This window comes from Rhodovulum sp. P5, from assembly GCF_002079305.1.
GTDB lineage: Bacteria > Pseudomonadota > Alphaproteobacteria > Rhodobacterales > Rhodobacteraceae > Rhodovulum.
The window spans coordinates 3,794,019-3,820,095 of sequence record NZ_CP015039.1 but is presented as its reverse complement, the minus strand read 5'-3'; the positions used below and the strand labels follow the sequence as shown (position 1 = coordinate 3,820,095).

Sequence of the window (26,077 nt, the reverse complement as noted above, 5' to 3'; positions counted from 1 at the left end):
GCCCGCCCAGTTTAACCCGTCGACAGGGAGGAGGAGTCGCGGGAATTTCGTAGCCTATTAGGCAGAGGCGGCAGTCGTCGCCTTCTTGGCAACGGTGGTCGCCTTCGTGGTCGCCTTTTTCATGGCCGAGGTGGCGTCTTCGGAGAAGTCCTTGCCAGCGGCCAGCATCAGCTCGACGGTTTCCATCTGAACCTTCTTGGCAACCTCGGCGAAGGCAGCCATGTTTTCGGCAGCCATTTCAGCCGAAGCCGACGCGAAATCGGTCATCGCCTTGGAATAGTCGGCGGGCTCGTCCTTGACGGTGGCCACTTCACCAACTTTGGTCAGGGTGTCCTTGGTCCATTTCGCAGAAATCTCGGTCGACTTCTCGGCGGCTTCGAGGGCAACCTTGGACATCTTCTCGGCCAGGGCGGCTTGGGTCTTGAACGCATCCTGCATCGCGTTCGGGTCCATCGAGAATGCCGACATCATGTCCTGCATCATCTTGGTGAAATCTTGTGCGTCAGCCATGTGGTTTCTCCTTGCGCGGGAAGTGGACCCCGCTCTCTGCTGTATCCTGCAACCTAGATACACGCTGCAGTGCAGCATTTCAAGAAGAAATGCCGCGCTGCAGCAAAATTTTGCGGAGAAAAGTCAGAGCGGCCTTGCGCCAGTCACATAGGTCCCGGGGGCATCGCAAAGAATGGTTGTCCCGTCCGCGCCCGGAACGCGGGCCGGCACCTGCTTGCCCGACCGCTTCTTCAGCCAGTCGTCCCAGCGCGGCCACCACGACCCTTCGTGGAACTCGGTGCCCGCGCGCCAGTCGTCTGCGGACAGGTCTTTCATCGGCGCATCGTTGGTGTAGTGACCGTATTTCTTCTTGTCCGGCGGGTTCACGATCCCCGCGATATGGCCCGACTGCGACAGGATGAAGGTCTTGCTGGTGGAACCCATCTTGCGCACACCTTCGTAGGAGGCGTGCCAGGCCGCGATGTGATCGGTCTCGCAGGCGATGGCGCAAACCGGCACCTTCACGTCGGAAATCCTGACCACTTCGCCGCAGATCTCGAACCCGTCGCTCGCGAACCGGTCCTCCTGACACAGGCCGCGCAGATATTCCACGACCATCTTGGCCGGCAGGTTGGTCGAATCGCCGTTCCAGTAGAGCAGGTCAAAGGCCGGCGGGCGTTCGCCCATCATGTAGTTGCGGATGGCGGGCCGATAGATCAGGTCGTTCGACCGCAGGTACGAGAAGGTGCGCGACATGAAGAAACTGTCGAGATAGCCGTTCTGGGTCACCTCGCGCTCGATCCCGTCGACGAAATCGTTGTCGAGGAAGACGCCGACCTCCCCCTGATCCGAGAAATCGGTCAGCGTGGTGAAGAAGGTGGCCGACCGAACCGACTTGTCATCGTGTTTCTGCATCAACGACAGGGCCAGCGAAAGCGTCGTGCCGGCGATGCAATACCCCACCACATTGACCTTGTCCTCGCCGCAGATGCGCTTGGCCTCGGCGATGGCGGTCATGTATCCGTCCTGAACGTAATCGCACATGCCGATCTCGGCATAAGACGGATCGGGGTTGATCCAGGACACGACGAAAACGGTGTAGCCCTGATCGACGATCCACTTGATCAGCGATTTCTTCGGGTTCAGATCGAGGATGTAGAACTTGTTGATCCAGGGCGGGAAGATGATCAACGGCGTCGCATGCACGGTTTCAGTGCTGGGCGCATACTGGATCAGTTCCATCATCCGGTTGCGATAGACGACCTTGCCTGGCGTGGTGCCCAGATTTTCGCCCACCTTGAAGGCGTCCTTGTCCGCCAGCGTCACGAGCATCTGGCCATTGTTGGCCTCGATATCGCGCACCAGATTCTCAAGACCGTCCACAAGGGACTGGCCGTCGGTTTCGACCGCGCGTTCCAGCGCCTCGGGGTTCGTGCCCAGGAAATTCGCGGGCGAGAACAGATCGACGATCTGCTGGGTGAAGTATTCCAGCCTCTGCGCATCGCGCGGGTTCAACCCCTCGACATCCTTTACCGCGTTGGCGATGGCCTCCGCGCTCATCAGGTATTGCTGCTTGATGAAGTTGAAATAGGGATGCGTCTGCCACAGCGGGTTCGAAAACCGCGGATCGGGGGGCGTATTGTCGGGCGGGGCCTGCAACTTGCCCTTGGCCAGCGTCTCCTGCACCTCGACGAAATGCTTCAGGGCCTTGCCCCAATATGACACCTGATGCTCGATCAGCTTGGAGGGGTTCTGCATCATCTCCGCCATGTAGGCGGCGGCCGCCTTCATGTAGAGATCGTGCCCCGGCCCCTGCAGGTTCGGATCGATCGTCCGCTTGCGCGACATGGCCCCGACCAGCCGTTCGGTCAGTTCTTCCATCCGGCCAATGTTCTCGTTCAGCCGTTCCAGCTTGGTCGGCTGAACGTCATCTTCTGTTGTCACGACGTGGATTCCCCCGTACCTTTGCGTGTGCAGCATCGCCACCTCCCCGGCGTCCGCTGCCCTGCGTCTCCGATATACTATCGGAAAAGGAGTGGCGAATGAAATACATGACGACCTACGATCTGATGGAAACCGTGCGCAACACAAATCAATGGCTGGGCGCATCGGCGCTGGCCATGGGATCCTATCCCGCGGTGGCCATGGTCCCCAATCCCTTCTTTCGTCTGGTCGCCGCATGGGGAGAGGTCACCGAGCGCACGTTCGCCCGCATGATCGCCAAGCCCGACTGGAACATCAACACCGTGGTGGGCGCGGACGGGCGCGATCATATCGTGTCGGTGGAAAAGATCGTCGAACGTCCCTTTGGCGACCTGATCCAGTTCCAGGTTCATGGCCGCCCGCAAAAGGCCCGCCGGGTGCTCTTGGTCGCGCCGATGTCGGGACATTATGCCACTCTCTTGCGCTCGACCGTGGCCAGCCTTCTGCCCGATTGCGAGGTGTTCATCACCGACTGGCACAATGCGCGCGACATCCCGGTTTCGGCGGGCAAGTTCGATGTCGAGGACTATACGCTCTACCTCGCCGACTTCATGCGCCATCTGGGGCCCGACACCCATGTGATTGCCGTCTGCCAACCCGCGCCGCTTACACTGGCCGCCACGGCCTATCTTGCCGCGGAGGAGCCGGAGGCACAGCCCCGGACCCTGACACTGATCGGCGGCCCCATCGATCCCGATGCCGCCAAGACCGACGTCACCGATTTCGGCCGCCGCGTGACCATGGGCCAGCTAGAACAGTTCGTGATTCAACGCGTGGGGTTCAAATATGCCGGCGTCGGTCGTCTGGTGTATCCGGGCATGCTGCAACTGACCTCTTTCATGTCGATGAATTCCGAACGCCACAGCCGCGCGTTCTCGGAACAGATCATGCGCGTGGCCAAGGATGAGGCGGGCGATCACGACAAGCACAACCGCTTCTATGACGAATACCTCGCCGTGATGGACATGACTGGGGAATTCTACCTCTCAACGGTGGAGCGGATTTTCAAGAATCGCGAGATCGCCCAGAACCGGTTCGAGGTCGCCGGGCGCCACGTGGACATCGCCGCGATCACCGACGTGGCGGTAAAGACCGTGGAAGGCGCCAATGACGATATCTCGGCCCCGGGCCAGTGCATCGCCGCGCTGGACCTGCTGACCAGCCTGCCGGACGAGAAGAAGGCCAGCCACCTGGAACCGGGCGCAGGCCATTACGGCATCTTCGCCGGTAAAAGTTGGCGCAACAACATCCGCCCGTTGGTGCTGGAATTCATCGATGCGAATTCGGCAACCCCGCGGGCAAGCAAGCCGCATCTGCGGACGGTGTGAGCCGCCCTCACTCCGGGGAGTGACCGTCCCGGCGCGGTACCAAGGGTCTTTGCCCGCAGGGTACCGCGTCGGGGTCTTCCCAAGCCGGCGCATTGCGGGCTCGGCCGGCACCAATCGCGCGGCCCGGCGCTCCAGTTCGCCGAACCACGGGCGTTGATCGCTGGCACATCACCACGCCCGGAGTATCGGCTCGGCCCCGCGATGCGGCGCGCCTGAGATGTCTCACCCCGGCAGAACCTCCGCAATTGCCGTCTCGATCTGCGCCAGGTTCTCCGGCTCCGAGAACCGGTGATCTGCGCCTTTGACCAGCGACAGCCGGACATCTGCCCCTTCGATATGATCCAGCAGGCGGAGCGCGACCGACCGGTCCACATCCGCATCCGCCGTCCCTTGCAACAGGCGCACCGGGAAAGGCAGCCGCAGGGGATCGCGCAGCACCAGGTTTTCCCGCCCATCCTCGATCAGGCGGCGGGTGATCGGGTACGGGTCGCCATAGTCTGACGGGATCTCGATCTGCCCGTCCCGCATCAGTGCCTGACGCTGCTGATCGCCAAACGACGCCCACATGCTGTCTTCGGTGAAATCGGGGGCGGCGGCGATGCCGACAAGGCCCACCACCGTTTCCGGCATCGCGCGCGCCAGCAAAAGCGCGATCCAGCCCCCCATGGAGGAGCCGACCAGCACCTGTGGCCCCTCGGTCAGCGCGGTGATCACGGCCTGCGCATCGGCCGCCCAATCGCCGATAGAGCCGTCGGTGAAGGCCCCGTCGCTTTGCCCGTGGCCGGAATAGTCGAACCGCAGGAAAGCCCGCCCCTGCGCCTTGGCCCAGCCTTCCAGATGCACGGCCTTGGTGCCGTCCATGTCCGACATGAAGCCGCCAAGGAAGACGACACCGGGCGATGCGCCGTCGGTTTTGTGATAGGCGAGGCGGCGGCCTTCGGCGGTAGTCAGCATCTGGGGGGCGGTCATGGGATCCTCGGGGTTGGCTTTGGCCCGACGGTAGGCAGCGGGTCGAACGACCGCAAGACCGGCCTCTTGCCCCGCGGTTGTTTTTGCAGTTTGCTTTTATTCATGACTGGTCCGCGTTACACCCCGATTGTCGAACGTCTGCCCGCAACCGTGCCCTTCGTCGGGCCCGAGACGCTGGAACGCCAGCGCGGCAACCCGTTCCGCGCGCGACTGGGTGCAAATGAAAGCATGTTCGGCCCCTCGCCCAAGGCCGTGGGCGCCATGAAAGACGCCGCGCATCAGGCGTGGAAATACGGCGATGCCCAGAACCACGATCTGCGGGAGGCGCTGGCCGCCGACCTGGGCGTCGGGACCGAAAACATCATGATCGGCGAGGGGATCGACGGTCTGCTGGGATACCTCGTGCGGCTGACGGTGTCGCCGGGCGATACGGTGGTCACGTCGGACGGCGCCTATCCGACCTTCAACTACCACGTGACCGGATTTGGCGGGGTGCTGCACAAGGTGCCCTATGCCGCCGATCACGAAAACCCCGATGCGCTTGTGTCGAAGGCCGCCGAGGTCGACGCGAAGCTCGTCTACCTGTCCAACCCCGACAACCCGATGGGCAGCTGGCTGCCGTCCGACCGGGTGCAGGCGATGATCGACGCGGTGCCTGACGGCACGCTCATGATTCTGGACGAGGCCTATGTCGAATTCGCGCCCGAGGGCAGCGCGCCCGCCATCGCCCCCGATGACCCCCGCGTGATCCGGGTGCGCACCTTTTCCAAGGTGCATGGGCTGGCGGGCGCGCGCGTCGGCTATGCGATCGGGGCCGCGCCGTTGATCGCGGCCTTCGACAAGGTGCGCAACCATTTCGGCATGTGTCGGATCAGCCAGGAGGGGGCGCTGGCCGCGCTCGGCGACAAGGCATGGCTGGCCGAGGTCAAGGCACAGGTGGCCGAGGCCCGCGCACGCATCGGGCGGATCGTGTCTGACAACGCTCTGACGCCCCTGCCCTCTGCCACGAACTTCGTGACGGTGGATTGCGGCGCCGACGGCGCGTTCGCCCGCCGCCTGCTGGAGGAACTGGCCCAGCGCGATGTCTTCGTGCGGATGCCCGGCGTGGCGCCGCTTGACCGCTGTATCCGCATCTCCGCCGCCCCCGAAGACCAGCTTGACGTGCTGGAGGAGGAACTGCCCAAGGCACTGGCCGCGGCCCGGGGATAACGGCACAGGGCGGCTCCACAGCGCGGGCGTTCCGTGGCACACTTGCCCCATGTCGCAGCGCCCCGTCACACCGGTTGAGAACTACACCCGTGCCTTTGTCGTGACGGGGTTCTTCGCGATCTTCGCGGGGCTTTTCTGCATCTGGGCGCTCTGGGGCTATGCGTGGGCTTTGGGCGTGGCTGCGGCCATATGGCTTTTGCTTCGCTTGGCCGCTTCTGTGACCTAGTCACTTGGCACTGCGGCCCGCCTGCCCCAAAGAGGGCCGTCAGGACATATCCCGTCACCTTCTCTCGGAGAGCCCCCATGAAACAGACCCTGCTGATGGAAAAATACCCGGTCTTCGACCTCGACCTGCCGAAGACGGAAACCACCTTCGACAGTGTCGACGCGATCATCGAAGACCTGAAAGGCAAGATCGACGCCCATCCCAAGGTCGCCTATATCGCCACCTTCGACCACTACAGCCATACGACGTCGATCGAGGGCACCATCGCCGACACCATCAAGGATGCCCGCAACATCGTCTTCTGCTTTGGCGTGGCGCTTCCCAATGCGCATGTGCTGGCGGTGCGTCCGCGTTCCATCGGCGTGGCCGATCTGGGCGACCGGTTCCACATCACCTTCATGGAACCGCCGATGGAAGTGGCGACCAAGGAAATGGAAGCCTGGTGCAAGGCGCTGGCCAACAAGGGCTGACGGCGCCGCCACAAGACATCCCCGGGCCTGCGCCATGCGGCGCGGCCCACCCCGCGCGGGCCGCAACGTCGAACTGACCCGTTGCGGAAATCCGGCCCTGTTTTCCGCCGCATCCTTTGGCTAAGGTACAGGCGAAACGGCAATCAGGGCTGAAATGGACGAGGTCGAATCCGAAACGGTCGCCCCCGCTGATGAGGGCTATGCGCTGGACAGCCGCATCGTGGCTGCGATCCGGCTTGCCGTGGCAGCGGGCGATCAGCCGCGGCTGGGTGAGCTTCTCGAACCGCTGCACCCTGCCGACATCGCCGACCTTCTGGAACAGGTCGATTCCGGACACCGGCGTGAAATCCTGCTGCTTGGCGCGCCGTTCCTCGACGGCGAAATCCTGTCGGAACTGGATGAGGGCGTCCGCGAGGAGGTGATTTCCTTCCTCCCGCGCGAGATCCTCAGCGAGGCCGTGCGGGAACTGGACTCCGACGATGTCGTCGACCTTGTCGAGGATCTCGACAAGCCACAGCAGGACGCGATCCTCGAAGCACTGCCCGTGGCCGAACGGGTCGCCGTCGAACAGGCGCTGACCTATCCGGAATACTCCGCCGGTCGCCTGATGCAACGCGAGGTCGTCAGCGCGCCTGAGCACTGGACCGTGGGCGAAACCATCGACTTCCTGCGTGCCAACAAGAAAAAGCTGCCCGATCAGTTCTACCATGTGGTGGTCGTCGATCCCGGCATCCGGCCGGTGGGCTATGTGACGCTGGGCAAGCTGCTGTCTTCCAAGCGTTCGGTCAAGCTGGCCTCGATCTTCGAGGACAGCTTTCGCACCATTCCGGTCGAGGAGGCCGAGTCGGAAATCGCCTATGCGTTCAACCAGTATCACCTGATCTCTGCCCCGGTGGTGGATGACGGCGGGCGGCTGGTTGGTGTCATCACCATCGACGACGCGATGAACGTGCTGGACGAAGAGCATGAAGAAGACATCCTGCGGCTGGCCGGTGTCGGCGAAAGCAGCCTCAGCGACCGGGTGATCGAAACCACGCGCCAGCGTGTGCCGTGGCTGTTCGTCAACCTGTTAACGGCGATTATCGCCTCCATCGTGATCGCGCAGTTCGAAACCGCGCTGGCCCAGGTCGTGGCGCTGGCCGTCCTGATGCCCATCGTGGCGTCAATGGGCGGCAATGCCGGCACACAATCCCTGACCGTCGCGGTCCGGGCCCTGGCCACGAAGGACCTCACCGGGTCCAACGTCTGGCGGGTCGTCCGCCGCGAGCTGGCGGTCGGGCTGATCAACGGTTTTCTGTTCGCGGTGACCATGGGGATCGTCGGTCTGTTGTGGTTCGGGTCGGGCCAGTTGGGCATGGTGATCGCGGTGGCCATGGTCGTGAACCTTGCGGTGGCGGCCTTGGCGGGCATCCTGATCCCCGTGACGCTCGACAAGTTCGGGGTGGACCCGGCGCTTGCCTCCGGCACGTTCGTGACGACGGTGACCGATGTGGTGGGCTTCTTCGTCTTCCTCGGGCTGGCCTCCGCGGTTCTGCTGTGACAGCGGGCGAAAAGGCCGATCTGCGCAAGCTGGCCCTGACCCGGCGCAAGGCGGCGCACGCGCCCGAACGTGGGGCCGCGGCCTGTGATCGGCTGGTTGAGATGTTGGCCGCAGAGTACGGCCGTCCCGTCGCAGGCTACATGCCGATCCGGAGCGAGATCGACCCCCGACCGGCGATGGCCGACCTCTCCCGGCAAGGTCCGGTGGGCGTTCCGGTGATCGAAGCGCCAGGCCGCCCCCTGTCATTCCATCTGTGGACGCCGGAATGTGCACTGGTCGACGGCCCGTTTGGCGCCGCCGTTCCGGCGACCGCCATGCCGATGGTGCCCGAGATCCTGATCGTGCCGCTTGTGGCCTTCGACAGGTCATGCAATCGGCTGGGCTATGGCGGGGGGTTCTACGACCGGACCATTGCGGCATTGGCGGCACTGGGCCCGATCCGCACCATCGGGCTGGCCTATGCTGCGCAGGAACTGCCGCGCATACCGACAGAACCCACGGATCGGAAACTGGATGCCATCGTCACCGAGAATGAGACAATCGAACGTTAATTCCCTTGCCCTGCCGGCCGGTGGAGCCTAGGGAAACCTGTCATGAAGCTACTGTTCCTTGGTGATGTGATGGGCCGCGCGGGCCGCGTGGCGGTTGCCGAACGGCTTGCGCAACTGCGCGACGCGTGGGATCTGGATTTCGTGGTCGTCAATGGCGAAAACGCCACGTCGGGTGCGGGCCTGTCGCCCGCCCATGCGCGCGACCTGCTGAACGCCGGGGCCGATTGCCTGACGCTGGGCGACCATGCCTTCGACCAGAAAGACATGCTCAGCTTCATCGAGCAGGAACCCCGCATCCTGCGCCCGCTGAACTATGCCAAGGGCGCGCCGGGCAAGGGCGCGCGCCTGTTCACGGCCCGGGGCGGGCGCAAGGTTCTGGTCGCGCAGGTGCTGGGGCAGGTCTTCATGAAACGCCCCTTTGACGATCCGTTCTCGGCCATCGAACCGGTGCTGAAATCCCATCCGTTGGGCGGGCTGGCGCAGGCCGCCATCGTCGACATGCATTGCGAGGCGACATCGGAGAAGATGGCGATGGGTCATTTCTGCAATGGCCGCGCCAGCCTGATCGTCGGCACCCACACCCATGTGCCCACGGGCGACGCGCAGATCCTGCCCGGCGGCAGCGCCTATCTGACCGATGCGGGCATGTGCGGGGACTACGACTCGGTCATCGGCATGGAAAAGGCCGAACCGATGCGCCGCTTCATCACCGGCATGCCGAAATCGCGCTTTACCCCCGCGATGGGAGAGGCGACGCTTTCCGGTGTCTATGTCGAAACCGACGACCGGACGGGGCGTGCAACCCGTGTCCGCATGATCCGCCAGGGCGGACGGTTGGAACAGGCAGAGCCGTGATCCCGCGGCGCTGGCTGCTGGTGGCGATGCTGGCGGTCGCCGGGGCCGGGTGGGGCCTGACCACGCCACTAACCAAGATCGCCGTCTCCGACGGCTACCGCCCCTTCGGCATCATCTTCTGGCAATTCGTTATCGGCATCGCCCTGTTGGGGCCTGTCGTGTTGCTGCGCGGCCAGCCCGTGCCGTTTTCGCGCGGACATCTGGGCCTTTACGCCATTATCGCGGCGGTCGGCACGCTGCTGCCGAACGCGGCGTCGTATCAGGCCGCGGTCTATCTGCCCGCGGGGCTGATCGCGATCCTGCTGTCCTCTGTCCCGATGTTCGCCTTTGCCATTGCGCTGGCCATCGGCGACGAGCGGATCGAGCCGGTACGCCTATGGGGTCTTCTGCTCGGCCTTGCCGGGGTCGTGCTGATCGTGGGGCCGAGAGAGGCCCTGCCCGACCGCGCGATGCTGGCCTTCGTTCCGCTCGCGCTGGTCGCGCCGGTCTTCTACGGGATCGAGGGCAATGTGGTCGCCCGGCTCGGTACTCGCGGGCTGGATGCGATCCGGCTTCTGCTCGGGGCCTCGCTGATCGGCCTGCCCGCGGCGCTGGTGCTGGCGCTGATCTCGGGGCAATGGATATCGCCGCTGCCGCCATGGGGTCTGCCCGACCTTGCCATCGTGACCTCGTCCAGTGTGCATGCCGCCGTCTATTCCGCCTATGTCTGGCTGGTTGCACGGGCGGGCGCGGTATTCGCGGCGCAAGTTGCCTATCTGGTAACCGGATTCGGCGTTCTTTGGTCCATGCTGCTGTTGCAGGAAACCTATTCAGGGTGGATATGGATGGCGATGGCGGCGATGTTTGCGGGGCTGTTTCTTGTCCAGCCCCGGCCGCAATTGCCACCCGGCCCCGTTCCGGGCCAAGCTGACGACAGTCCCTGAATTTCGAGACGGCGCCAAGAATGATACCGCTTTCCCTTCCCCCGGCCGGCATGGCGATCCTCTCGCTCCTCGTGGTGGCGACGATGTTTCTCTTCCTCGTGCGAGAGAAATATCCCGCCGACGTCATCGCGATTACCGGTGCGACGGTGATGCTGGCGCTGGGTATCCTGCCGTATGACGATGCGCTGGCGGTTCTGTCCAACCCGGCGCCCTGGACGATTGCAGCCATGTTCCTTGTCATGGGCGCGCTGGTCCGGACCGGGGCGCTCGACTGGGTGACGCAGACGGCAGAGCGCAACGTGCGCAACAGCCCCAAGCGCGCGATCGCGGCCCTGATGACCTTCGTCATCGGATCGTCGGCCATCGTGTCCAATACACCGGTCGTGGTGGTGATGATCCCCGTCTTCGTGCAGTTGTCGCGCAGCCTCGGGATCTCCAGTTCCAAACTGCTGATCCCGCTCAGCTATGCCGCGATCCTTGGCGGCACGCTGACGCTGATCGGCACCTCGACCAACCTGCTGGTCGACGGCGTGGCGCGCAGCCAGGGCCTTGCGCCCTTCACCATCTTCGAGATCACGCCGCTCGCGCTGATCCTCGTCGCCTGGGGGATGGTGTATCTGTATTTCTTCGGCCGACGTCTTCTGCCCAATCGCGACAGCATGGCCGATCTGCTGTCCGACAAGTCCAAGATGAAGTTCTTTACCGAGGCGGTGATCCCCCCCGACAGCAACCTGATCGGGCGTGAGGTTCTGGGCGTGCAGCTATTCAAGCGCGAAGGCGTGCGGTTGATCGACGTGATTCGAGACAACGAATCCTTGCGCCGGAACCTCAAGGACGTGGAGCTTCAGGTCGGCGACCGGGTGATCCTGCGCTCCGCCGTGACCGAGCTTCTGTCCCTTCAACGCAACAAGAGCCTGCGCCGCGTCGATCAGTTGTCGGCGGTGGAGACCTCGACGGTGGAGGTTCTGATCTCGCCCGGCTGCAAGATGATCGGCCAGACGCTGGGCAGCCTGCGCCTGCGCCGGAAATACGGGGTCTATGTGCTGGCCGCGCACCGGCGCAACCAAAATATCGGGCGGCAACTGGACGACCTGGTGGTCAAGGTGGGCGATACTCTGCTGTTGGAAGGCGCGCCGGCCGATATCAAGCGGCTGGCCGCGGATCAGGGCCTTGTCGACATCTCCCAGCCCGCGGGGCAGGCCTATCGCCGCACCAAGGCCCCGATCGCCATCGCAGCACTTCTGGGCATCGTCGTGCTGGCAGCCATGGGCGTCGCGCCGATCCTTCAGTTGTCGGTGCTTGCGGTCGCCATCGTTCTTCTGACCCGCTGCGTTGATGCGGATGAGGCGTTTTCGTTTGTCGACGGCCGGCTTCTCGCGCTGATCTTCGCGATGCTGACGGTCGGTGCGGCGCTGGAGGCGTCCGGCGCGGTCAGCATGATCGTAGATGCGGTCGCGCCGGCCCTTGGGCATTTGCCGCCCTTCCTGATCGTCTGGTCGATCTACCTGCTGACCTCGATCCTGACGGAACTTGTGTCGAACAATGCCGTCGCGGTCGTCGTCACGCCCATCGCCATCGGGCTGGGAGAGGCGCTGGGGCTTGACCCCCGCGCGCTGGTCGTGGCGGTCATGGTGGCCGCATCGGCGAGCTTTGCAACGCCCATCGGGTACCAGACCAACATGATGGTCTATGGCCCGGGGGGCTACCGCTTCACCGACTTCATGCGGGTGGGCATTCCCCTGAATCTGAGCATCGGCCTGCTCGCCTCCGCTCTTATCCCGTTCTTCTGGCCGCTATAGGGGCGGTTTCCGGTACTGCCACTGCCGTTCCAACGCGCTATCTCGGCCTCATGGACCTGCCGCCCCTCTTCCACGACTGGTTTGCCGCCCGCGGCTGGTCGATCCACCCCCATCAGTCGGCACTTCTGGCGCGGGCCGATGCCCAAACCGTGCTGCTGATCGCACCCACCGGGGGCGGCAAGACGCTGGCGGGGTTCCTGCCCTCGCTGATCGATCTGGCAGAAGACCCGGCGCCGGGGTTGCATACCCTCTACATCTCGCCGCTGAAGGCGCTGACGGCGGATATCCGGCGCAACCTTGGCACGCCGGTCGCCGAGATGGCCCTGCCGATCCGGTTGGAGGATCGAACGGGCGACACCGGCTATACCCAGCGTCGCCGCCAACGGGCCGATCCGCCGCATATCCTGCTGACCACGCCCGAAAGCCTTGCCCTGATGCTGAGCTATGAGGACGCGCCGCGGATCTTTGCAGGGCTGAAGCGGGTCATCGTCGATGAAATCCATGCGCTGGCGGAGTCCAAACGCGGGGACCAGTTGATGCTTGGGCTGGCCCGCCTGCAAACGCTCTGCCCAGGTCTGCGCCGCGTGGGCCTGTCGGCGACGGTGGAGGATCCGCCCGCGCTGGGCCGGTTCCTCGCCCCCCACCCGCAGCCCTGCGAGATCGTCAATGCCGATCCCGGGCCCGCCCCCGATATCGCGATGCTGGACACCGATACCCCCGCCCCCTGGGCCGGCGGCGGCGGGCGCTATGCCATTCCCGCCGTGCTTGAGGCCGTGGCCCGGCACAAGACCACCCTGATCTTTCACAACACCCGCGCACAGGCAGAGCTGTTCTTCCACGACCTGTGGCTGGCCAATACCGGTGATCTGCCCATCGCGATCCATCACGGCAGCCTGTCGCGCGAGGCCCGGGAAAGGGTGGAAGCCGCGATGAGCTCGGGGCAGTTGCGGGCCGTCGTTTGTACCGGCTCGCTCGATCTCGGGATCGACTGGGGGGATGTCGATCTGGTGATTCAGGTCGGCGCGCCGAAAAACGTCAAACGGCTGGTGCAGCGGATCGGGCGGGCCAACCACCGCTACAATGCCCCGTCGAAGGCGCGGCTGGTGCCCGCCAACCGGTTCGAGGTTGTGGAATGCGTCGCCGCCCTGCAGGCCGTGCGCGAAAACGACCTGGACGGAGACCCGCGCGGCCCCGGCGCCCGCGACGTGCTGTGCCAGCATATCCTTGCCACCGCCGCCGCGGGACCGTTCAACGCCGATGCGCTCCATGCCGAGATCGCCACCGCGGGGCCTTACGCCCAGCTTTCGCGCGCGCAATTCGATGCCTGTCTGGATTTCGCCGCAACGGGCGGCTACGCGCTCCGCGCCTATGACCGCTGGCAGCGGCTGAAACAGGCGCCCGATGGGTGCTGGGCCTTGCGCGACCCCCGCGCGACACGTCAGATCCGGATGAACCTTGGCACCATCGTCGAGGAAGAAACCCTCAAGGTCCGCATGAAACCGGCGCGGGGCGGAACCCCGCTGGGGGAGGTGGAGGAGGCCTTCGCCGCGACGCTGACCCCCGGCGATACCTTCCTGATCGGCGGGCAGATCGTCCGCTATGAAGGGTTGAACGAAATGACTGTAGAGGTCAGCCGCACCCCCGGCCGCGAGCCAAAGATCGCCGTCTTCGCGGGCACCAAGTTCGCGACCTCGACGCAGCTTGCCGACCGAATCCTTGCCCTTTTTGAACAGCCCGACTGGCCCGACCTGCCCGCGCACACGGCCGAGTGGCTGACGCTCCAGCGCACCGTCTCGCGCCTGCCCGATCGCGACCGCCTGCTGGTGGAGACCTTCCCCCATGACGGCCGCGCGCATCTTTGCATCTACGGCTTTGCCGGGCGCAACGCACAACAGACGCTGGGCCTGTTGCTGACCCAGCGGATGGAAGCGGCCGGGCTCGACCCGCTGGGTTTCGTGGCCACCGACTACGCCACGCTGGTCTGGGGACTGGAGGAGGTCACCGACCCCGCCGCTCTGCTGGATGGCGCGGGCCTGCGCGAGGCGTTCGAGCGCTGGCTGGCCGGCAACGCGGTGATGAAGCGGACCTTCCGCACCTCGGCCGTGATCGCGGGGCTGATCGAGCGCAACCATCCCGGCCGCCGCAAGAGCGGGCGGCAGGCGACCTTTTCGTCCGACATCCTGTACGACACCCTGCGCAAATACGACCCCGACCACCTGATGCTGGACATCACGCGCGAAGAGGCGATGAAGGGCCTTGTGGATTTCGGCCGGATCGAGGGGATGCTGGCGCGTATCCGGGGCCGTATCGACCATGTCCGCCGCCCCCGGGTCACGCCCCTTGCCGCGCCGCTGTTTCTGGAAGCGGGGCGGATCCCGATCAAGGGCGCGGCCGAGCAAAGGCTGCTGGATGAAGCGGCAGAGCGGTTGATGGCAGAGGCCGGCCTTTCGTGACCCCTTGCATTCCGTAGCGCGATGCGCTGGAAACAAAGCATGAACGATTTCGTCCTCGCCCTTGCCGGGGCCTCGCTTTTCGCGCGCGCCTCCGGGGCGCTCTGGTGGCCGGAACGGCACCTTCTGGTCGTCTCCGACCTGCATCTGGGCAAGGCGGAACGGATCGCCCGCCGGGGCGGCACGCTGTTGCCGCCCTATGACACCGCCGAGACGCTGAGCCGGCTGGAGGATGAGGTGGCGCACACAAGCCCCGCCACCGTGATCTGTCTTGGCGACAGTTTCGACGATGACAGGGCCGCAGGGATGCTGCCACCGGGGTTAGAGGAGCGCCTGTTACGCCTGATGGCCGGGCGGCACTGGGTCTGGATTGCAGGCAATCACGACCCCGGCCCCACGCTGCCGGGCGGCACCCAAAAGGCCGAGTTGTACGAGGCACCGTTGACCTTCCGCCATGAGGCCGAGGCGGACTGCGTGGCCGAGGTTTCCGGCCATTTTCATCCCAAAGCGACCCTGCCCATCGGCGGGCGGCGCGTGTCGCGCCCCTGTTTCCTGGCGGATGACCGCCGGATCATACTGCCTGCCTTCGGCGCCTATACCGGCGGATTGGCGGCAAACGCCCCGGCCCTGTCGGCATTGATGGGCCCCGGCGCTATCGCCGTCCTGACGGGGCCACGCATTTGCGCGCTCCCCTTGGCCGCGATCACAGGTTCCAGTCGTCCAGCACGCGTTGATAGGTGCGGCTGACCGGCACCTCGGCCCCGTCCCGGGTACGGATCATGACGCGCCCGCTGTCGCGACGGACGCCTTCGACCGCCGACCGCGCAACCCAGTGGGAGCGGTGCACCCGTGCGCCCTCGACCTCGCCAAGTTCGGAAATCGCATCGGCAAAACGCATAAGAAGGTCGGTTTCACCGCGCTCGGTAACGACCCGCACATAATGATCCGACGATGTCAGGCGGATCAGCGGCGCCTGTTTCTGGGATGGCAAGCGAAGCATCAGCGGGGGCGGCGACGCGGTCGCCACGGGGCGTGCAACCGGCACGACATGATACAGCGCCCGAAGGCCAAGCGAAATCGACAAAACCGAAGCCGCAGCGATCAGAACACCGTCAAGCGTCGGTGGCGTCACCTCTGGCGGAAGCATCGCGCTGGCCATGAGAAACGTCGGAACGGACAACAACGCAGCAAGTACGGAAGCGATAAAGACGGCGGTCTGCCAAGGATTGAAATGCGCGAGGTATCGGCCGGCCGCCACCCGAACCGCAACGGCAACAACCACGAACAGCCCCGCGATCAGCGGCCAGTGCGTGGCGCGCTCCCCCAGAGTTGCGGTTTCATACGTGCCAAACGGCCCCGACAACGTCGTCCAGACCGAAAACACGATCCAAAGCAGAAGATTTATGGGCTTCGATAACGCCCGGAGGAAGTCCTCGACCATGGCAGACCACCCGACACTCTTCAACCAGTTACACAGCGCAGTCCCAAAAACACGACCGGACCAACGCCACAAAAACTGCATAGAGTTGACACAATTTTCAACCCGAACGAGTCAAAATGGTATACAGCGCCACGCAGGATGGTTACCGTTGACGCGAATTTGAAGCGAAGACACCGCCTCCATGACCTTTGCAGCCCGTAATCCCGATTTCGAAAAGAACGTTCGGGAAAGCTTCTCCTGTCAGGCGATCATGTCGACCATGGGGGCAGAGATCGTCTCTCTCGAACCCGGAAAGATGGTGGTCGCCGCCCCGTTTCGGAAAGAGTTCAGCCAGCAATTCGGCGTGGCCCATGCCGGGCTGACCTTCGCGCTTGGCGACACTGCCGCAGGCTATGCAGCGATGAGCCTGATGCCACCGGGCCATGACGTGATGACGGCAGAGATGAAGATCCACCTCATGGTGCCGGGCAAGGGCCAACGCATCGTCGCCCGTGGCGAAGTTCTGAAACCGGGGCGACGGTTGTTCGTGGTCCGGGCGGATGTTTTCAGCGAAGACGGGCAGGACACGGCCCATATCGCCACATTGCTTGGAACGATGGTCCCCGTTCAGCTTTGACGGCGGCTGCGCCGACTGCGTCATGGTAAGTCGGGAGGGAGCCATACGCGGAGTGCAGGCGCTTGGCTTTTCTCGGGCGTCTACTTCCTTATGACCTTACAATAACGGCATTTCCCAAGGGGGATCGCCTCACATCGTCTTGGCAAGGCTCGCGTCTTCTCATGTATCTTGAAGGGTATTGTGACGGGTCAAGCGCGATGCAATCCCACGAAACCCCGCTCACGCAAGAACCTGCGCCCTTCCCCACCTGACCGTGGCTGAGGCCGAGCGAAACGGTCCATATTCAGGCAGGGCCGAAGCCGTCCGGTGTCGTGTTTCGCACTGAGGCCCCGACCTGCTGGCGACCGCAGCCATAGCGCAAGACCGCGTCATGCACTAGGCTTGGACACGGACCAACCCACCTGCCCCTGCCAAGCTAGACTGATTTCGGAATGGCCATCTTCGACGACAACGCCCTATCAACGTCGGGCCGATCATTCACCGCGCAGGGCTTTCCGGCGGCCATTCCGGAAAGCCGTCACGCAGGGGCCGAGGCGGCGGCGGTCTGGCGAAGGCTGAAGGCAAAGGGGGCCTACCGGGAGTTTGCCAGCCAGGCCGGGCAGGATTGTCTGCTGGACTCCCGGTTTTTCCGGGAGTGCCGCGGCGGTGTCTTTCTGGATATCGGCGGCTATGACGGGACCACCGGATCGAACACGCTCTTTTTCGAACGGCACCGCGGCTGGACCGGGATCCTGATCGAGCCGGCGCAGCGGCAGTTCGATCTGGCCCGAGCGGCGCGAAGCTGCACCTGCCTGAACCTTGCCGCCGGCGCCGCGACCGGCACAGCCACATTCGTTGAGGTGGAGGCGGGGTTCACGCAGATGAGCGGCCTGATGTCCAGCTATGAGCCCACGCTTCTTACCGCCGTCCGCGCCAACCCGCGGCACCGGGAACGGCTCCACCCGGTGCCGGTCAGGACATTGGCGGATATCGTCGACATGGCGGGCATCGACTGTCTTGACCTCGTCTCACTCGATATCGAGGGCGGAGAGATGGCCGCATTGGCCGGCTTCCCGTTCGACCGCGTGCCGGTCGGCGCCTGGATCGTGGAAAACAATGCCGGCTCTCCCGAAATCGCGCGCTTCATGGCGGGCCATGGCTATGGGGCGGCCGCGTTCCTCGGGCAGGACGAGGTGTACCTTCCGGCCGGAGCCAGCTTCGCGTGAGCGCAGAGACGCTCTACGCGATGGCGCTGCGCGCCTATGACCGGGCGCAGTTCGACCGTGCAAAGGCACTGGCAGAGGCAAGTCTGGAACTCGGCCCGGACAGGTTCGAGCCGTGGGTGCTGATCGCCGATGCGCATCTGGAAATGGGGCGTGAGACCGCGGCTCTGGGCGCACTTGCCCGGGCACGGGCGCTGGCGCCGGGGTCCCCGGAAGTTCTAGCGCGCCTGACCCATTTGCTTGGCGAGATGGGACGCGCCACAGCGGCGGCGGAAACGGCCGCGGCCTGGCGTGCTGCCGCACCCGATGACTGCGACGCAGCTCTGCAAGAGGCTCTGGCGCTGGCCCGTGCCGGCGCACCCGGCGCGGCCGATGCCTTCGACGCCATTCTTGCCCAAGACCCTTCCGACGATGCCGCGGCCTATGGGGCCGCGATGCTCCATCTCGGGGCTGGCAATTTTGCCCACGGCTGGCCGCTTTTCGAACGTCGCCATGGTATCGACCCGCAATTCGCGCCGCTGCCCCTCCCGCGATGGACCGGCGAAGCGCTGTCCGGGAAACGCCTGCTTGTCGTGCCGGAGGGCGGTCACGGGGACGTCATCTGGTCGATGCGCTTCCTGCCGCGGCTCGCTGATCAGGGGGCCGAGGTGCGATTGCTGGAGCGCCCGGCGCTGTCCGCGCTTTTCGCAGGGTTGGAGGGGGTTGCAGCGCAGTGCAGCACGTTGCCCGATGACACCGATCTCTGGGTCCCTGCCCTTTCGGTGCCCGTCCTGCTCGGGCTCGATGCGCCCGATCCGCGCGCGGCAAGGCTCACCCCGCGTCCCTTCGACGGGCTCGATGCGCTGATGGACCGGGCACGGGGGCGGCGCAAGATCGGGCTGATCTGGTCGGGCAGCATAACCTATGGCGGAAATCGCCAGCGGTCGGCGCGCCTTGCGGATTTCCTGCCGCTGGTCGAATTGCCCAACGTGCAACTCTACAGCCTGCAAAAGGGACCGCCGCAGGCAGAGCTTTCCGAGGCCGGGCTTGGCGATCTGCTGATCGACTGCCACGACTTCGACTTTGCCGAGACCGCCGCCCTGGTGCAGCGGCTCGACCTTGTGGTCATGACCGACAGCGCAGTCGCGCATCTGGCTGGGTCTTTGGGTGTGCCGGTCTGGCTGCTGCTGGATCGCGCGCCCTTCTGGTACTTCGCCGGAACCGGCAACCACTCTCCGTGGTATCCGTCGATGCGGCTTTTTCGACAGGTTCGCCAAGGCGACTGGCGCGATCCCGTCGCGCAAATTCGGGACGGACTGGCGGGGTAAGCCGATGCCCGTCAATCCGGCGCCCCGGACCGATCGCACAAATAGTTTGCCCGGATTGAAGAGCGAGGTTACACTTTTATTAACTAAAATGGATATTCGGCCATGGTCTATCGTAAACGACCCTCTGTCGGCGGCGACATTTCCAAATTGGGGGGCCGCGTTACCCAGCCCGGTATCCGGCCCGGACAGGCGGCAGGCGGCCTGAACATAGATACGATTTACGCCGGCGATGGCGGACTGTCTCACACGATCTATGCCGGCGATAGTGGCCAGTTCCACACCATTTACGCCGGGTCGAACATGAACACGTTCTTCGGTGGCGCACGAATGAACACGGCCACCGCCAACGCTTCTGCATCTGGCGCCGAGGTCGTCACCCAGCGGATCACCGATCCCGTCACCCGCGCACCGGTCACGATCGTCTATAATCGCCGCACGGGGCTCTATCTGGACAGCAAGCTCGGCCGATGGGTCAAGGCGCCGCCCTGGGTTGCCGCCCAGATCGGCTGAAGCCGCCCGGATGATCCTGCTCCACGTGGATATCGAACCCTCGCGGGCGGAGACAGGGCCGGTGACCGTCGGCTGGCTGCTGACCGAACGGCAGGGGGCGGTGCTTTACGATCCGCCGCGGCGGGTTCGGGCAGATCACGGGGGGCGCCGCCACGCCAAGTCCGCCAGCGCCTGCCCGGCCATTCTGAACCTTGAAAGCCGCCTGTTCGAGGTCGCCTGTCCCTTCGATCTGAAACTCGGCTTTTCGGAAACCGATTTCGGGGACCCCGCCGTAACCGATCTTTCCGGGGCGATGTCGCCCATGCGGGGCCAGGCGCTCGACCGGCTGGTGGTGGTCAGCCCGCGCGAGGAATGGCGCCATCCCGAACGGCCGGTGCTGCAATTGCGCCTGCCCTATCTGTTCGTCGCCGACGAGACAGTCTATATGGCCCAGCTTCCGCCGTTTCAGCACTACCGCCCCGACCCGCTGCCGGGTCTGACGCTGTCGGGCCGGTTTCCGATCCATGTCTGGCCGCGCCCCCTGACCTGGGCTTTCGAGTGGCACGAGCCCGATAAGCCGCTGATCCTGCGCCGGGGCGAACCGCTTTTCTACGTTCAGTTCGAAACCGAGCCCGCGACGCGCCCGGTTCAACTGGTGGAGGCTGAGCGGTCCGAGGCGTTAGATACCTATCTGCGAGAGATCGAAGGCGTTGTGAACTACGTCAACCAGACCTTCTCGCTGATGAAGACGGCCGAAGAACGGCGCCCACAAACCCTTGTACGGCCAGTGCAGCGCGGATGACGCAGGACACCGCACCACCCGCGCCCGTAATCGCGCTGGCACCGATCAGGATCGACATCGGCCCGGGCGAACTTGCCGACCGCCTGTCGATCCTCGAACTCAAGGTTGCCCATGCCCCCCAAGAGACGGCCCTTGTCTCGGCCCGCGATGCACTGGCGGCGCAGCGAGCCCGGCTGCCCCTGCCGCGGCTTGCGGAAGAGGTGAAACTGGCCCGGGTGAACGCGGATCTGTGGACCGCCGAAGACAGGATCCGCAGTGCGGAGCGACGGGGCGACTATGGCCCGGACTTCACGGCGCTGGCCCGCCGGATCATCGCGCTGAACGATCGGCGCTCGGCACTCAAGGCGGCCATCGACCGGCTGGCCGGGGGCGCCGTCTCGACGGAAATCAAGATCTATGACCTATGATCCCGCATCGTCAGACGAAACGCCGCGACCGCTCTGCCTGATGCTGGCAATGGCAGCACGCGGGCAGGTCGCGCTCGACACGGTGCAGTGCCTGCTTGACCTGACGCAGGATTTGCAGGGACATGGCGTTCCCTTCGCCTTCGCCACCTATGACTGTGCCGACCAGACGGTATCGCGCAACCACCTGACCAGCCGTTTCCTGACCGAAACCCGGTTCAGCCACATGCTGATGCTGGACAGCGACATGATCTTTGCACCGGCCGCGGTCTGGCGGCTGATCGGCTTCGGCGCCGATTTCGTGGCGGCCGCCTATGCGCAGAAATACTATGACTGGGGGCGCTTGTGGCGCCTCTTCCGCGAAAATCCCGAGGCCGGAACCGCCGAGATCGTCGCCCAAAGCCTGACCTACAACCATCAGATCACGGATTGGGGAGGGCTCACATGGGTTCCGCGCCGCCGGGAGGGTTTCATCACCGTTCCGGCCACCGGTCCCGGGCTGGCCCTGATTTCGCGCGAAGTGCCGGAACGGATGGTCGCCCGGGGCGTCGCGCGCCCCTATCCCGACATGGCGCGGCTGCCCGGCCATCGCGACCTTCTGTGGCACGATTTCTGGAGCCACGGCCCCGTCGCCGACGGAACGCTTTTCGGTCATACCGATCAGGCCTTCAGTCACCGATGGGTCAGAGGATGTGGCGGCGAGGTCTGGCTCGATTGCGAGACCGAGATCGGGCATAGCGGTCCGCACCGGTTCATGGGCCGCTATGCCGCGCGCGTCGATGAGGACTTCCCACAGTGAAGGCACGCTGTCGCGGCTGACGCGGCGAACTGGGCTGTTGTCCACTTCTGCAATATCCTCCGTGCCCTTGCCAGCCAGTCATGCTCGCAAGAAGCCGGTACGTTTCCGAAGCAAGTCCATGTGTCCGCCTGAGACAATTCCGAAACAACCAGAAGCAGCATAGCTCAAAAGTCGAAGAAGATGACGGGCCAATGAGGAGTGACGGCCCGGCTATTCACGCGCCCCATCGATCCAAGATGTCGCGATGGCGGGTAGGGAGGGATTCGAACCCCCGGGACGCTTTCACGCCCGCCAGTTTTCAAGACTGGAGCCTTCGACCGCTCGGCCACCTACCCGCACGAGGATATGCGGCCAAAACCCGGCGCGCACGCGATTGTCTCTACCGCTTTGGCAGCCAAGTCTCAAGACCAGTGGTTTGGGTGAAGTGTCGGCGCCTCCCACCAACCGCTCCACCAGTGGGACTGCGGCTTCCGCCGTTTGCGGCGCCCGGCGGAACGTTGCCAACCGCGGTTGTATTGGACAACTTTCAATGAAACCATGTCAGGGATATCATCTCATGCAGGCAGATGGGCAGCAGGTGCCTGCAGCCGGAAACGATTGGCACAGAACAGGCGCGGGCAGACCGCGCTGCGAGAGGGCGAAGCATGCGGGCAAACCGGATCGCGCGGTGGGTCGTCGTGATCGGCGCGGCAATCCTTGTGTCCGGATGCCAGCCGCAGGACACGCCGGTTGCCGGAGAGCCCAGCGTGCCGAGTGAGGCTGCGACAACGACCAAGGCGGTGAAGCCGACGGATATCGAACGGCCCGATGTTTTCCAGACGACCGAGACAGGGCTTTGGGATGGCCGACCATCCCTTGGCGGCGTTTGGGTCGCCCATCCGAACGCCCAAGACCCCGAGCGGGTGATCATTCGCAACACCGCCAATGGCAACAGCGTCGTCGGCGCGCTGTTTCGACGTGCGCGGCACACGGCCGGCCCGGCCTTGCAGGTGTCGGCCGAGGCCGCTGCGGCCCTGGGCATGCTGCCCGGGCAACCCGCGGACCTGTCGGTGACGGCGCTGCGCCCGAAGCCGACCCCGGCGGCACCCGATGCGGCGGCAACAGGCGAGGCCCCCGGACCCTTGCCCGAACAGGATGCCGGCCTTCACCGCCCCTTTCCCCTGTTGCCCGGGGCGGCAAAGCGGTGCACACCCGGATATGTGGCGCCTCCCCCAAGGGGTGTGCTGACAGACCATTCCCGATGCCCTGCGTGACATCATGAAACCGATCGGCCGACACATCATGCGTGAGACAGCGATGAGACCTTCCTTCCTTCTGCCCCTTGTCAGCTCCGCCCTATGGCTTCTTCTTGTTTCCCTGCCCGCGAATGCCGCATTCGAAACGCGGGCCCGGGCGGCCTATGTGGTGGACCAGTCCTCGGGCACGGTGCTTCTGCAAAAGAATGCCGACCAACCCATGCCGCCGGCATCGATGTCGAAACTCATGACGCTCAACATGCTGTTCGAGGCGCTGCGCGACGGGCGGGTCACGCTTGAGACGCGCTTTCCGGTCTCGACCAAGGCGATGTCGATGGGCGGTTCCACCATGTTCCTGAACGAGCGTGACCGGCCGACGGTGGAAAACCTGATCCGCGGCATCATCGTGCAATCGGGCAATGACGCCTGCGTGGTCGTGGCCGAGGGGCTGGCCGGGACCGAGGAAGCCTTTGCCCGATTGATGACCGAGCGTGCCCGCGTGCTGGGCATGACCAATTCCACCTTCGCCAATGCCAGCGGCTGGCCCCATCCCAACCAGCGGATGAGCATGCACGATCTGGGCATCCTCGCCCAGCGCCTGATCAAAGAGTTCCCGGAATACTACGGCTATTTCGGCGAGAAGGAATTCGACTTCGACGGCCGGGCGCCGCAGAACCGGTTCAACCGCAACCCGCTTCTGGGTCTGGGGATCGGGGCCGACGGGCTGAAGACCGGCCATACGTCCGAGGCGGGTTACGGGCTTGTCGGGTCGGCCCTTCAGGGCGGGCGGCGGGTGACCTTCGTGGTCTCCGGCCTTGCCTCGGAAACCGAGCGGGCGGAGGAAAGCGAGCGGATCATCAACTGGTCCTTCCGGCAATTCGTCCAGCGCAAGATCCTGCGCGAGGGCGAGCGACTGGCCGAGGCCGATGTCTGGATGGGCGAGATCGAGCAGGTGGGCCTTGTCGCGCCGGAAGACGTCGACATCCTTTACCCCGCCGTGGTGCGCGACGCGCTGGAGGCCGAGGTCACGTTCTTCAACCCGGTTCTCGCCCCGATCGAGAAGGGCCAGCAACTGGGCGAACTGGTCATCACCCGGCCCGACATGGCGCCCCTGCGCGTGCCGCTCGTCGCCGCGAGAGGGGTCGAACGGGGCGGATTCGTGCCGCGGCTGCGCACCGCGACCGAGGTCCTGATCCGCATCGGACGGGAGGCCACAGGTCTCTGACATGAGCTACGGCGCACGCCTCATCACCTTCGAGGGGATCGACGGGTCGGGAAAATCCACGCAGGCGGCACGACTTGCCGACCATCTGCGCGCCCGCGGCTATCAGGTGATCCACACGCGCGAACCGGGCGGCAGCCCCGGGGCAGAGGAAATCCGCAGCCTCGTGCTGGAGGGCGACCCCGACAGGTGGTCGGCCGAAACCGAGCTTTTGCTGTTCACCGCCGCCCGCCGCGACCACCTTGAGAAGACCATCCTGCCGGCGCTTGCGGTCGGGGCGGTGGTGATCTGCGACCGGTTCGTGGATTCCACGCGGGTCTATCAGGGCATAACCCGTGGCGATCTGCGCCCCACCGTCGATGTGCTGCACAAGCTGATGATCGGGCGCGAGGCGGATGTGACCTTCATCATGGATATTCCCCCCGGCACGGGCCTGTCGCGGGCCAAGGCGCGCAAGGGCACCGAGGAAAGATTCGAGGATTTCGGCGAGGACATGCAGTTCCGAATGCGCCGGGGGTTCCTGGAACTTGCGAAGGAATTTCCCGACCGCTGCCACGTTATCGATGGCGACCGGCCCGCGGATACGGTGGCCGAGCATGTCGCCCGCGTTGCCGAAGCGGAGTTGCGGTGAGCGACATCGAGATCCCCGAACCCGACCGCGTGGAGGGGGCACCCCATCCCCGCGAAACGCGCGCCGTTATCGGTCAGGATGGCGCCGGGCAGGCCTTTCTTGAGGCCTTCAACGGCGGGCGGATGCATCACGGCTGGCTCTTGACCGGCCCGCGCGGGGTGGGCAAGGCGACGCTGGCCTGGGCCCTGGCGCGGTTCCTGCTGACGCAACCGTCCCCCGATGACGCGGGCGGTCTGTTCGGCGACAGCCCCCCTGCCCCCACGACGCTCGACACCCCCGCCGATCATCCGGTCGCGCGCCGGATCGCGGCCTTGTCGGACCCCGGCGTATTCCTGCTGCGCCGGGCCTGGGACGAGGACAAGAAACGGCTTAAAACCGTGATCACCGTGGACGAGGTGCGCAAGTTGCGCAGCTTTTTCGGGCTGTCCGCCGCGGGCGGCGGGCGGCGGGTGGTGATCGTGGATTCCGCCGATGAGATGAACCCCAACGCCGCCAACGCGCTGTTGAAGATGCTGGAAGAACCGCCCGAAGCCGCCACGCTGGTGCTGATCAGCCACCAGCCCGCCCGGTTGCTTCCGACGATCCGTTCCCGCTGCCGCGAATTGCGCCTGTCCCCGCTTGCCCCTGCCGACATGGCCGCAGCCCTGGAGCAGGCGGGGCAGACAGTCACGGGCGATCCCGCCGCGCTGGCGGAACTTGCAGGCGGATCGGTGGGCGAGGCGATCCGGCTTCTGCAACTTGACGGGATGGTGCTCTACGGCGACCTTGTGGCGCTTTTCGCCGGCCATCCGCGCCTTGACCGCCCGAGGGCGATCAAGCTGGCCGAGACCGCCGCCGCTCGTGGCGCCGAGGCGCGGTTCGACCTGACGCTTCGGCTGATCGAGATGCTGATGGCCCGGCTGGCCCGCACCGGCGCCACCGGAACACCCCCGCCCGAAGCCGCAACCGGCGAGGCCGAGATGCTGCTGCGCCTTGCGCCCTCGCCCGGTGCCGCCCGGGGATGGGCCGAGGCCGCGCAGCTCCTGAGCGCCCGCGCACGGCAGGGCCGGGCCGTCAGCCTTGACCCCGCCGCACTCATCCTTGATACGGTCCTGAGGATGGACGAGACGGCAGGCCGGCTGGCTGCCTGAGGCGAGC

Annotated in this window: 26 protein-coding genes and 1 tRNA gene; 22 read left to right on the top strand and 5 right to left on the bottom strand. The window is 65.1% G+C overall.

Annotation, left to right across the window (positions count from 1 at the left end; translation table 11 throughout):
- Window positions 1-57: 57 nt before the first annotated feature.
- Together RGUI_RS18175 and RGUI_RS18170 are read right to left on the bottom strand one after the other, a co-directional pair.
- Entirely contained in the window at window positions 58-510 is a 453-nt protein-coding gene (locus tag RGUI_RS18175) for a phasin family protein (protein WP_081535477.1), read from the bottom strand.
- Between the two features lie 123 nt (window positions 511-633).
- Entirely contained in the window at window positions 634-2,370 is a 1,737-nt protein-coding gene (locus RGUI_RS18170) for an alpha/beta hydrolase (protein ID WP_253799223.1), read from the bottom strand.
- Between the two features lie 161 nt (window positions 2,371-2,531).
- On the opposite strand from RGUI_RS18170, the gene phaZ reads away from it, so the two are divergent.
- On the top strand, window positions 2,532-3,800 hold the full coding sequence (phaZ, locus tag RGUI_RS18165; protein WP_081535473.1) for a polyhydroxyalkanoate depolymerase: 1,269 nt from the start codon (window positions 2,532-2,534) through the stop codon (window positions 3,798-3,800).
- A gap of 222 nt (window positions 3,801-4,022) precedes the next feature.
- Here the strand turns inward: phaZ and RGUI_RS18160 are convergent, their stop codons facing one another.
- A complete protein-coding gene (locus RGUI_RS18160) occupies window positions 4,023-4,769 on the bottom strand; it encodes an alpha/beta fold hydrolase (RefSeq protein ID WP_081535471.1) in 747 nt (248 codons plus the stop codon).
- Between the two features lie 102 nt (window positions 4,770-4,871).
- On the opposite strand from RGUI_RS18160, the gene RGUI_RS18155 reads away from it, so the two are divergent.
- The 10 genes from RGUI_RS18155 to pdeM all read left to right on the top strand — a co-directional run bounded on the left by RGUI_RS18155 (window position 4,872) and on the right by pdeM (window position 15,539).
- Window positions 4,872-5,978 carry a pyridoxal phosphate-dependent aminotransferase gene (locus tag RGUI_RS18155; RefSeq protein ID WP_081536167.1) on the top strand — a complete coding sequence of 369 codons (1,107 nt, stop codon included), beginning with the start codon at window positions 4,872-4,874 and terminating at the stop codon, window positions 5,976-5,978.
- Between the two features lie 49 nt (window positions 5,979-6,027).
- A complete protein-coding gene (locus RGUI_RS21560) occupies window positions 6,028-6,204 on the top strand; it encodes a hypothetical protein (RefSeq protein ID WP_156883024.1) in 177 nt (58 codons plus the stop codon).
- A 77-nt stretch (window positions 6,205-6,281) separates the two neighbouring features.
- Window positions 6,282-6,674: a DUF6858 family protein gene (locus RGUI_RS18150; RefSeq protein WP_081535469.1), complete on the top strand. Its 393-nt coding sequence runs from the start codon at window positions 6,282-6,284 to the stop codon at window positions 6,672-6,674.
- A 154-nt stretch (window positions 6,675-6,828) separates the two neighbouring features.
- A complete protein-coding gene (gene mgtE / locus RGUI_RS18145) occupies window positions 6,829-8,214 on the top strand; it encodes a magnesium transporter (RefSeq protein ID WP_081535467.1) in 1,386 nt (461 codons plus the stop codon).
- Window positions 8,211-8,765 carry a 5-formyltetrahydrofolate cyclo-ligase gene (locus RGUI_RS18140; RefSeq protein ID WP_081535465.1) on the top strand — a complete coding sequence of 185 codons (555 nt, stop codon included), beginning with the start codon at window positions 8,211-8,213 and terminating at the stop codon, window positions 8,763-8,765. Before mgtE ends, RGUI_RS18140 begins: the two co-directional genes overlap by 4 nt.
- A 42-nt stretch (window positions 8,766-8,807) precedes the next feature.
- The gene (locus tag RGUI_RS18135) at window positions 8,808-9,620 is read left to right on the top strand and encodes a TIGR00282 family metallophosphoesterase (RefSeq protein ID WP_081535463.1); all 813 of its coding nucleotides are present in this window, start codon (window positions 8,808-8,810) and stop codon (window positions 9,618-9,620) included.
- Window positions 9,617-10,543: a DMT family transporter gene (locus RGUI_RS18130; RefSeq protein ID WP_253798609.1), complete on the top strand. Its 927-nt coding sequence runs from the start codon at window positions 9,617-9,619 to the stop codon at window positions 10,541-10,543. The genes RGUI_RS18135 and RGUI_RS18130 overlap by 4 nt, the downstream gene beginning before the upstream one ends.
- Window positions 10,544-10,563: 20 nt before the next feature.
- Complete coding sequence (locus tag RGUI_RS18125) at window positions 10,564-12,342, top strand: SLC13 family permease (RefSeq protein ID WP_081535461.1); 1,779 nt, start codon at window positions 10,564-10,566, stop codon at window positions 12,340-12,342.
- A 50-nt stretch (window positions 12,343-12,392) separates the two neighbouring features.
- Window positions 12,393-14,795 (top strand): ligase-associated DNA damage response DEXH box helicase, encoded by a 2,403-nt coding sequence (locus RGUI_RS18120; protein WP_081535459.1) that lies wholly within the window; start codon window positions 12,393-12,395, stop codon window positions 14,793-14,795.
- 39 nt (window positions 14,796-14,834) lie between these two features.
- Window positions 14,835-15,539 carry a ligase-associated DNA damage response endonuclease PdeM gene (gene pdeM, locus RGUI_RS18115; protein WP_081536165.1) on the top strand — a complete coding sequence of 235 codons (705 nt, stop codon included), beginning with the start codon at window positions 14,835-14,837 and terminating at the stop codon, window positions 15,537-15,539.
- On the opposite strand, the gene RGUI_RS18110 is transcribed toward pdeM, so the two are convergent.
- Window positions 15,496-16,233, bottom strand: coding sequence for a LytTR family DNA-binding domain-containing protein (locus tag RGUI_RS18110; protein WP_172841192.1), 738 nt, complete (start codon window positions 16,231-16,233; stop codon window positions 15,496-15,498). The genes pdeM and RGUI_RS18110 overlap by 44 nt on opposite strands.
- A gap of 181 nt (window positions 16,234-16,414) precedes the next feature.
- On the opposite strand from RGUI_RS18110, the gene RGUI_RS18105 reads away from it, so the two are divergent.
- From RGUI_RS18105 to RGUI_RS18075, 7 genes are all read left to right on the top strand, one after another.
- A complete protein-coding gene (locus RGUI_RS18105) occupies window positions 16,415-16,849 on the top strand; it encodes a PaaI family thioesterase (protein WP_081535455.1) in 435 nt (144 codons plus the stop codon).
- 431 nt (window positions 16,850-17,280) lie between these two features.
- Window positions 17,281-18,054, top strand: a complete 774-nt coding sequence (locus RGUI_RS18100) for an FkbM family methyltransferase (protein ID WP_081535453.1) — start codon at window positions 17,281-17,283, stop codon at window positions 18,052-18,054.
- A complete protein-coding gene (locus RGUI_RS18095) occupies window positions 18,051-19,358 on the top strand; it encodes a hypothetical protein (protein WP_081535451.1) in 1,308 nt (435 codons plus the stop codon). The genes RGUI_RS18100 and RGUI_RS18095 overlap by 4 nt, the downstream gene beginning before the upstream one ends.
- A gap of 102 nt (window positions 19,359-19,460) precedes the next feature.
- Window positions 19,461-19,868, top strand: a complete 408-nt coding sequence (locus RGUI_RS18090; protein ID WP_081535449.1) for a hypothetical protein — start codon at window positions 19,461-19,463, stop codon at window positions 19,866-19,868.
- A gap of 10 nt (window positions 19,869-19,878) precedes the next feature.
- Window positions 19,879-20,649 (top strand): hypothetical protein, encoded by a 771-nt coding sequence (locus RGUI_RS18085; protein ID WP_081535447.1) that lies wholly within the window; start codon window positions 19,879-19,881, stop codon window positions 20,647-20,649.
- Window positions 20,646-21,056: a DUF6165 family protein gene (locus RGUI_RS18080; protein WP_081535445.1), complete on the top strand. Its 411-nt coding sequence runs from the start codon at window positions 20,646-20,648 to the stop codon at window positions 21,054-21,056. Before RGUI_RS18085 ends, RGUI_RS18080 begins: the two co-directional genes overlap by 4 nt.
- Window positions 21,046-21,852, top strand: coding sequence for a hypothetical protein (locus tag RGUI_RS18075; protein WP_081535443.1), 807 nt, complete (start codon window positions 21,046-21,048; stop codon window positions 21,850-21,852). Before RGUI_RS18080 ends, RGUI_RS18075 begins: the two co-directional genes overlap by 11 nt.
- A 245-nt stretch (window positions 21,853-22,097) precedes the next feature.
- Here RGUI_RS18075 and RGUI_RS18070 read toward each other — a convergent pair.
- Window positions 22,098-22,187: transfer RNA gene (locus RGUI_RS18070), tRNA-Ser, on the bottom strand.
- Between the two features lie 309 nt (window positions 22,188-22,496).
- Between RGUI_RS18070 and RGUI_RS21935 the strand changes: the two genes are divergently transcribed.
- From RGUI_RS21935 to RGUI_RS18050, 4 genes are read left to right on the top strand one after another with little or no spacing between them, the layout of a single operon-like run.
- Complete coding sequence (locus tag RGUI_RS21935) at window positions 22,497-23,105, top strand: hypothetical protein (RefSeq protein ID WP_081535442.1); 609 nt, start codon at window positions 22,497-22,499, stop codon at window positions 23,103-23,105.
- Window positions 23,106-23,148: 43 nt separating this feature from the next.
- A complete protein-coding gene (locus tag RGUI_RS18060) occupies window positions 23,149-24,312 on the top strand; it encodes a D-alanyl-D-alanine carboxypeptidase family protein (RefSeq protein ID WP_081536164.1) in 1,164 nt (387 codons plus the stop codon).
- A 1-nt stretch (window position 24,313) separates the two neighbouring features.
- Window positions 24,314-24,940 carry a dTMP kinase gene (tmk, locus tag RGUI_RS18055; RefSeq protein ID WP_081535441.1) on the top strand — a complete coding sequence of 209 codons (627 nt, stop codon included), beginning with the start codon at window positions 24,314-24,316 and terminating at the stop codon, window positions 24,938-24,940.
- Complete coding sequence (locus tag RGUI_RS18050) at window positions 24,937-26,070, top strand: DNA polymerase III subunit delta' (protein WP_081535440.1); 1,134 nt, start codon at window positions 24,937-24,939, stop codon at window positions 26,068-26,070. Before tmk ends, RGUI_RS18050 begins: the two co-directional genes overlap by 4 nt.
- Window positions 26,071-26,077 lie beyond the last annotated feature (7 nt).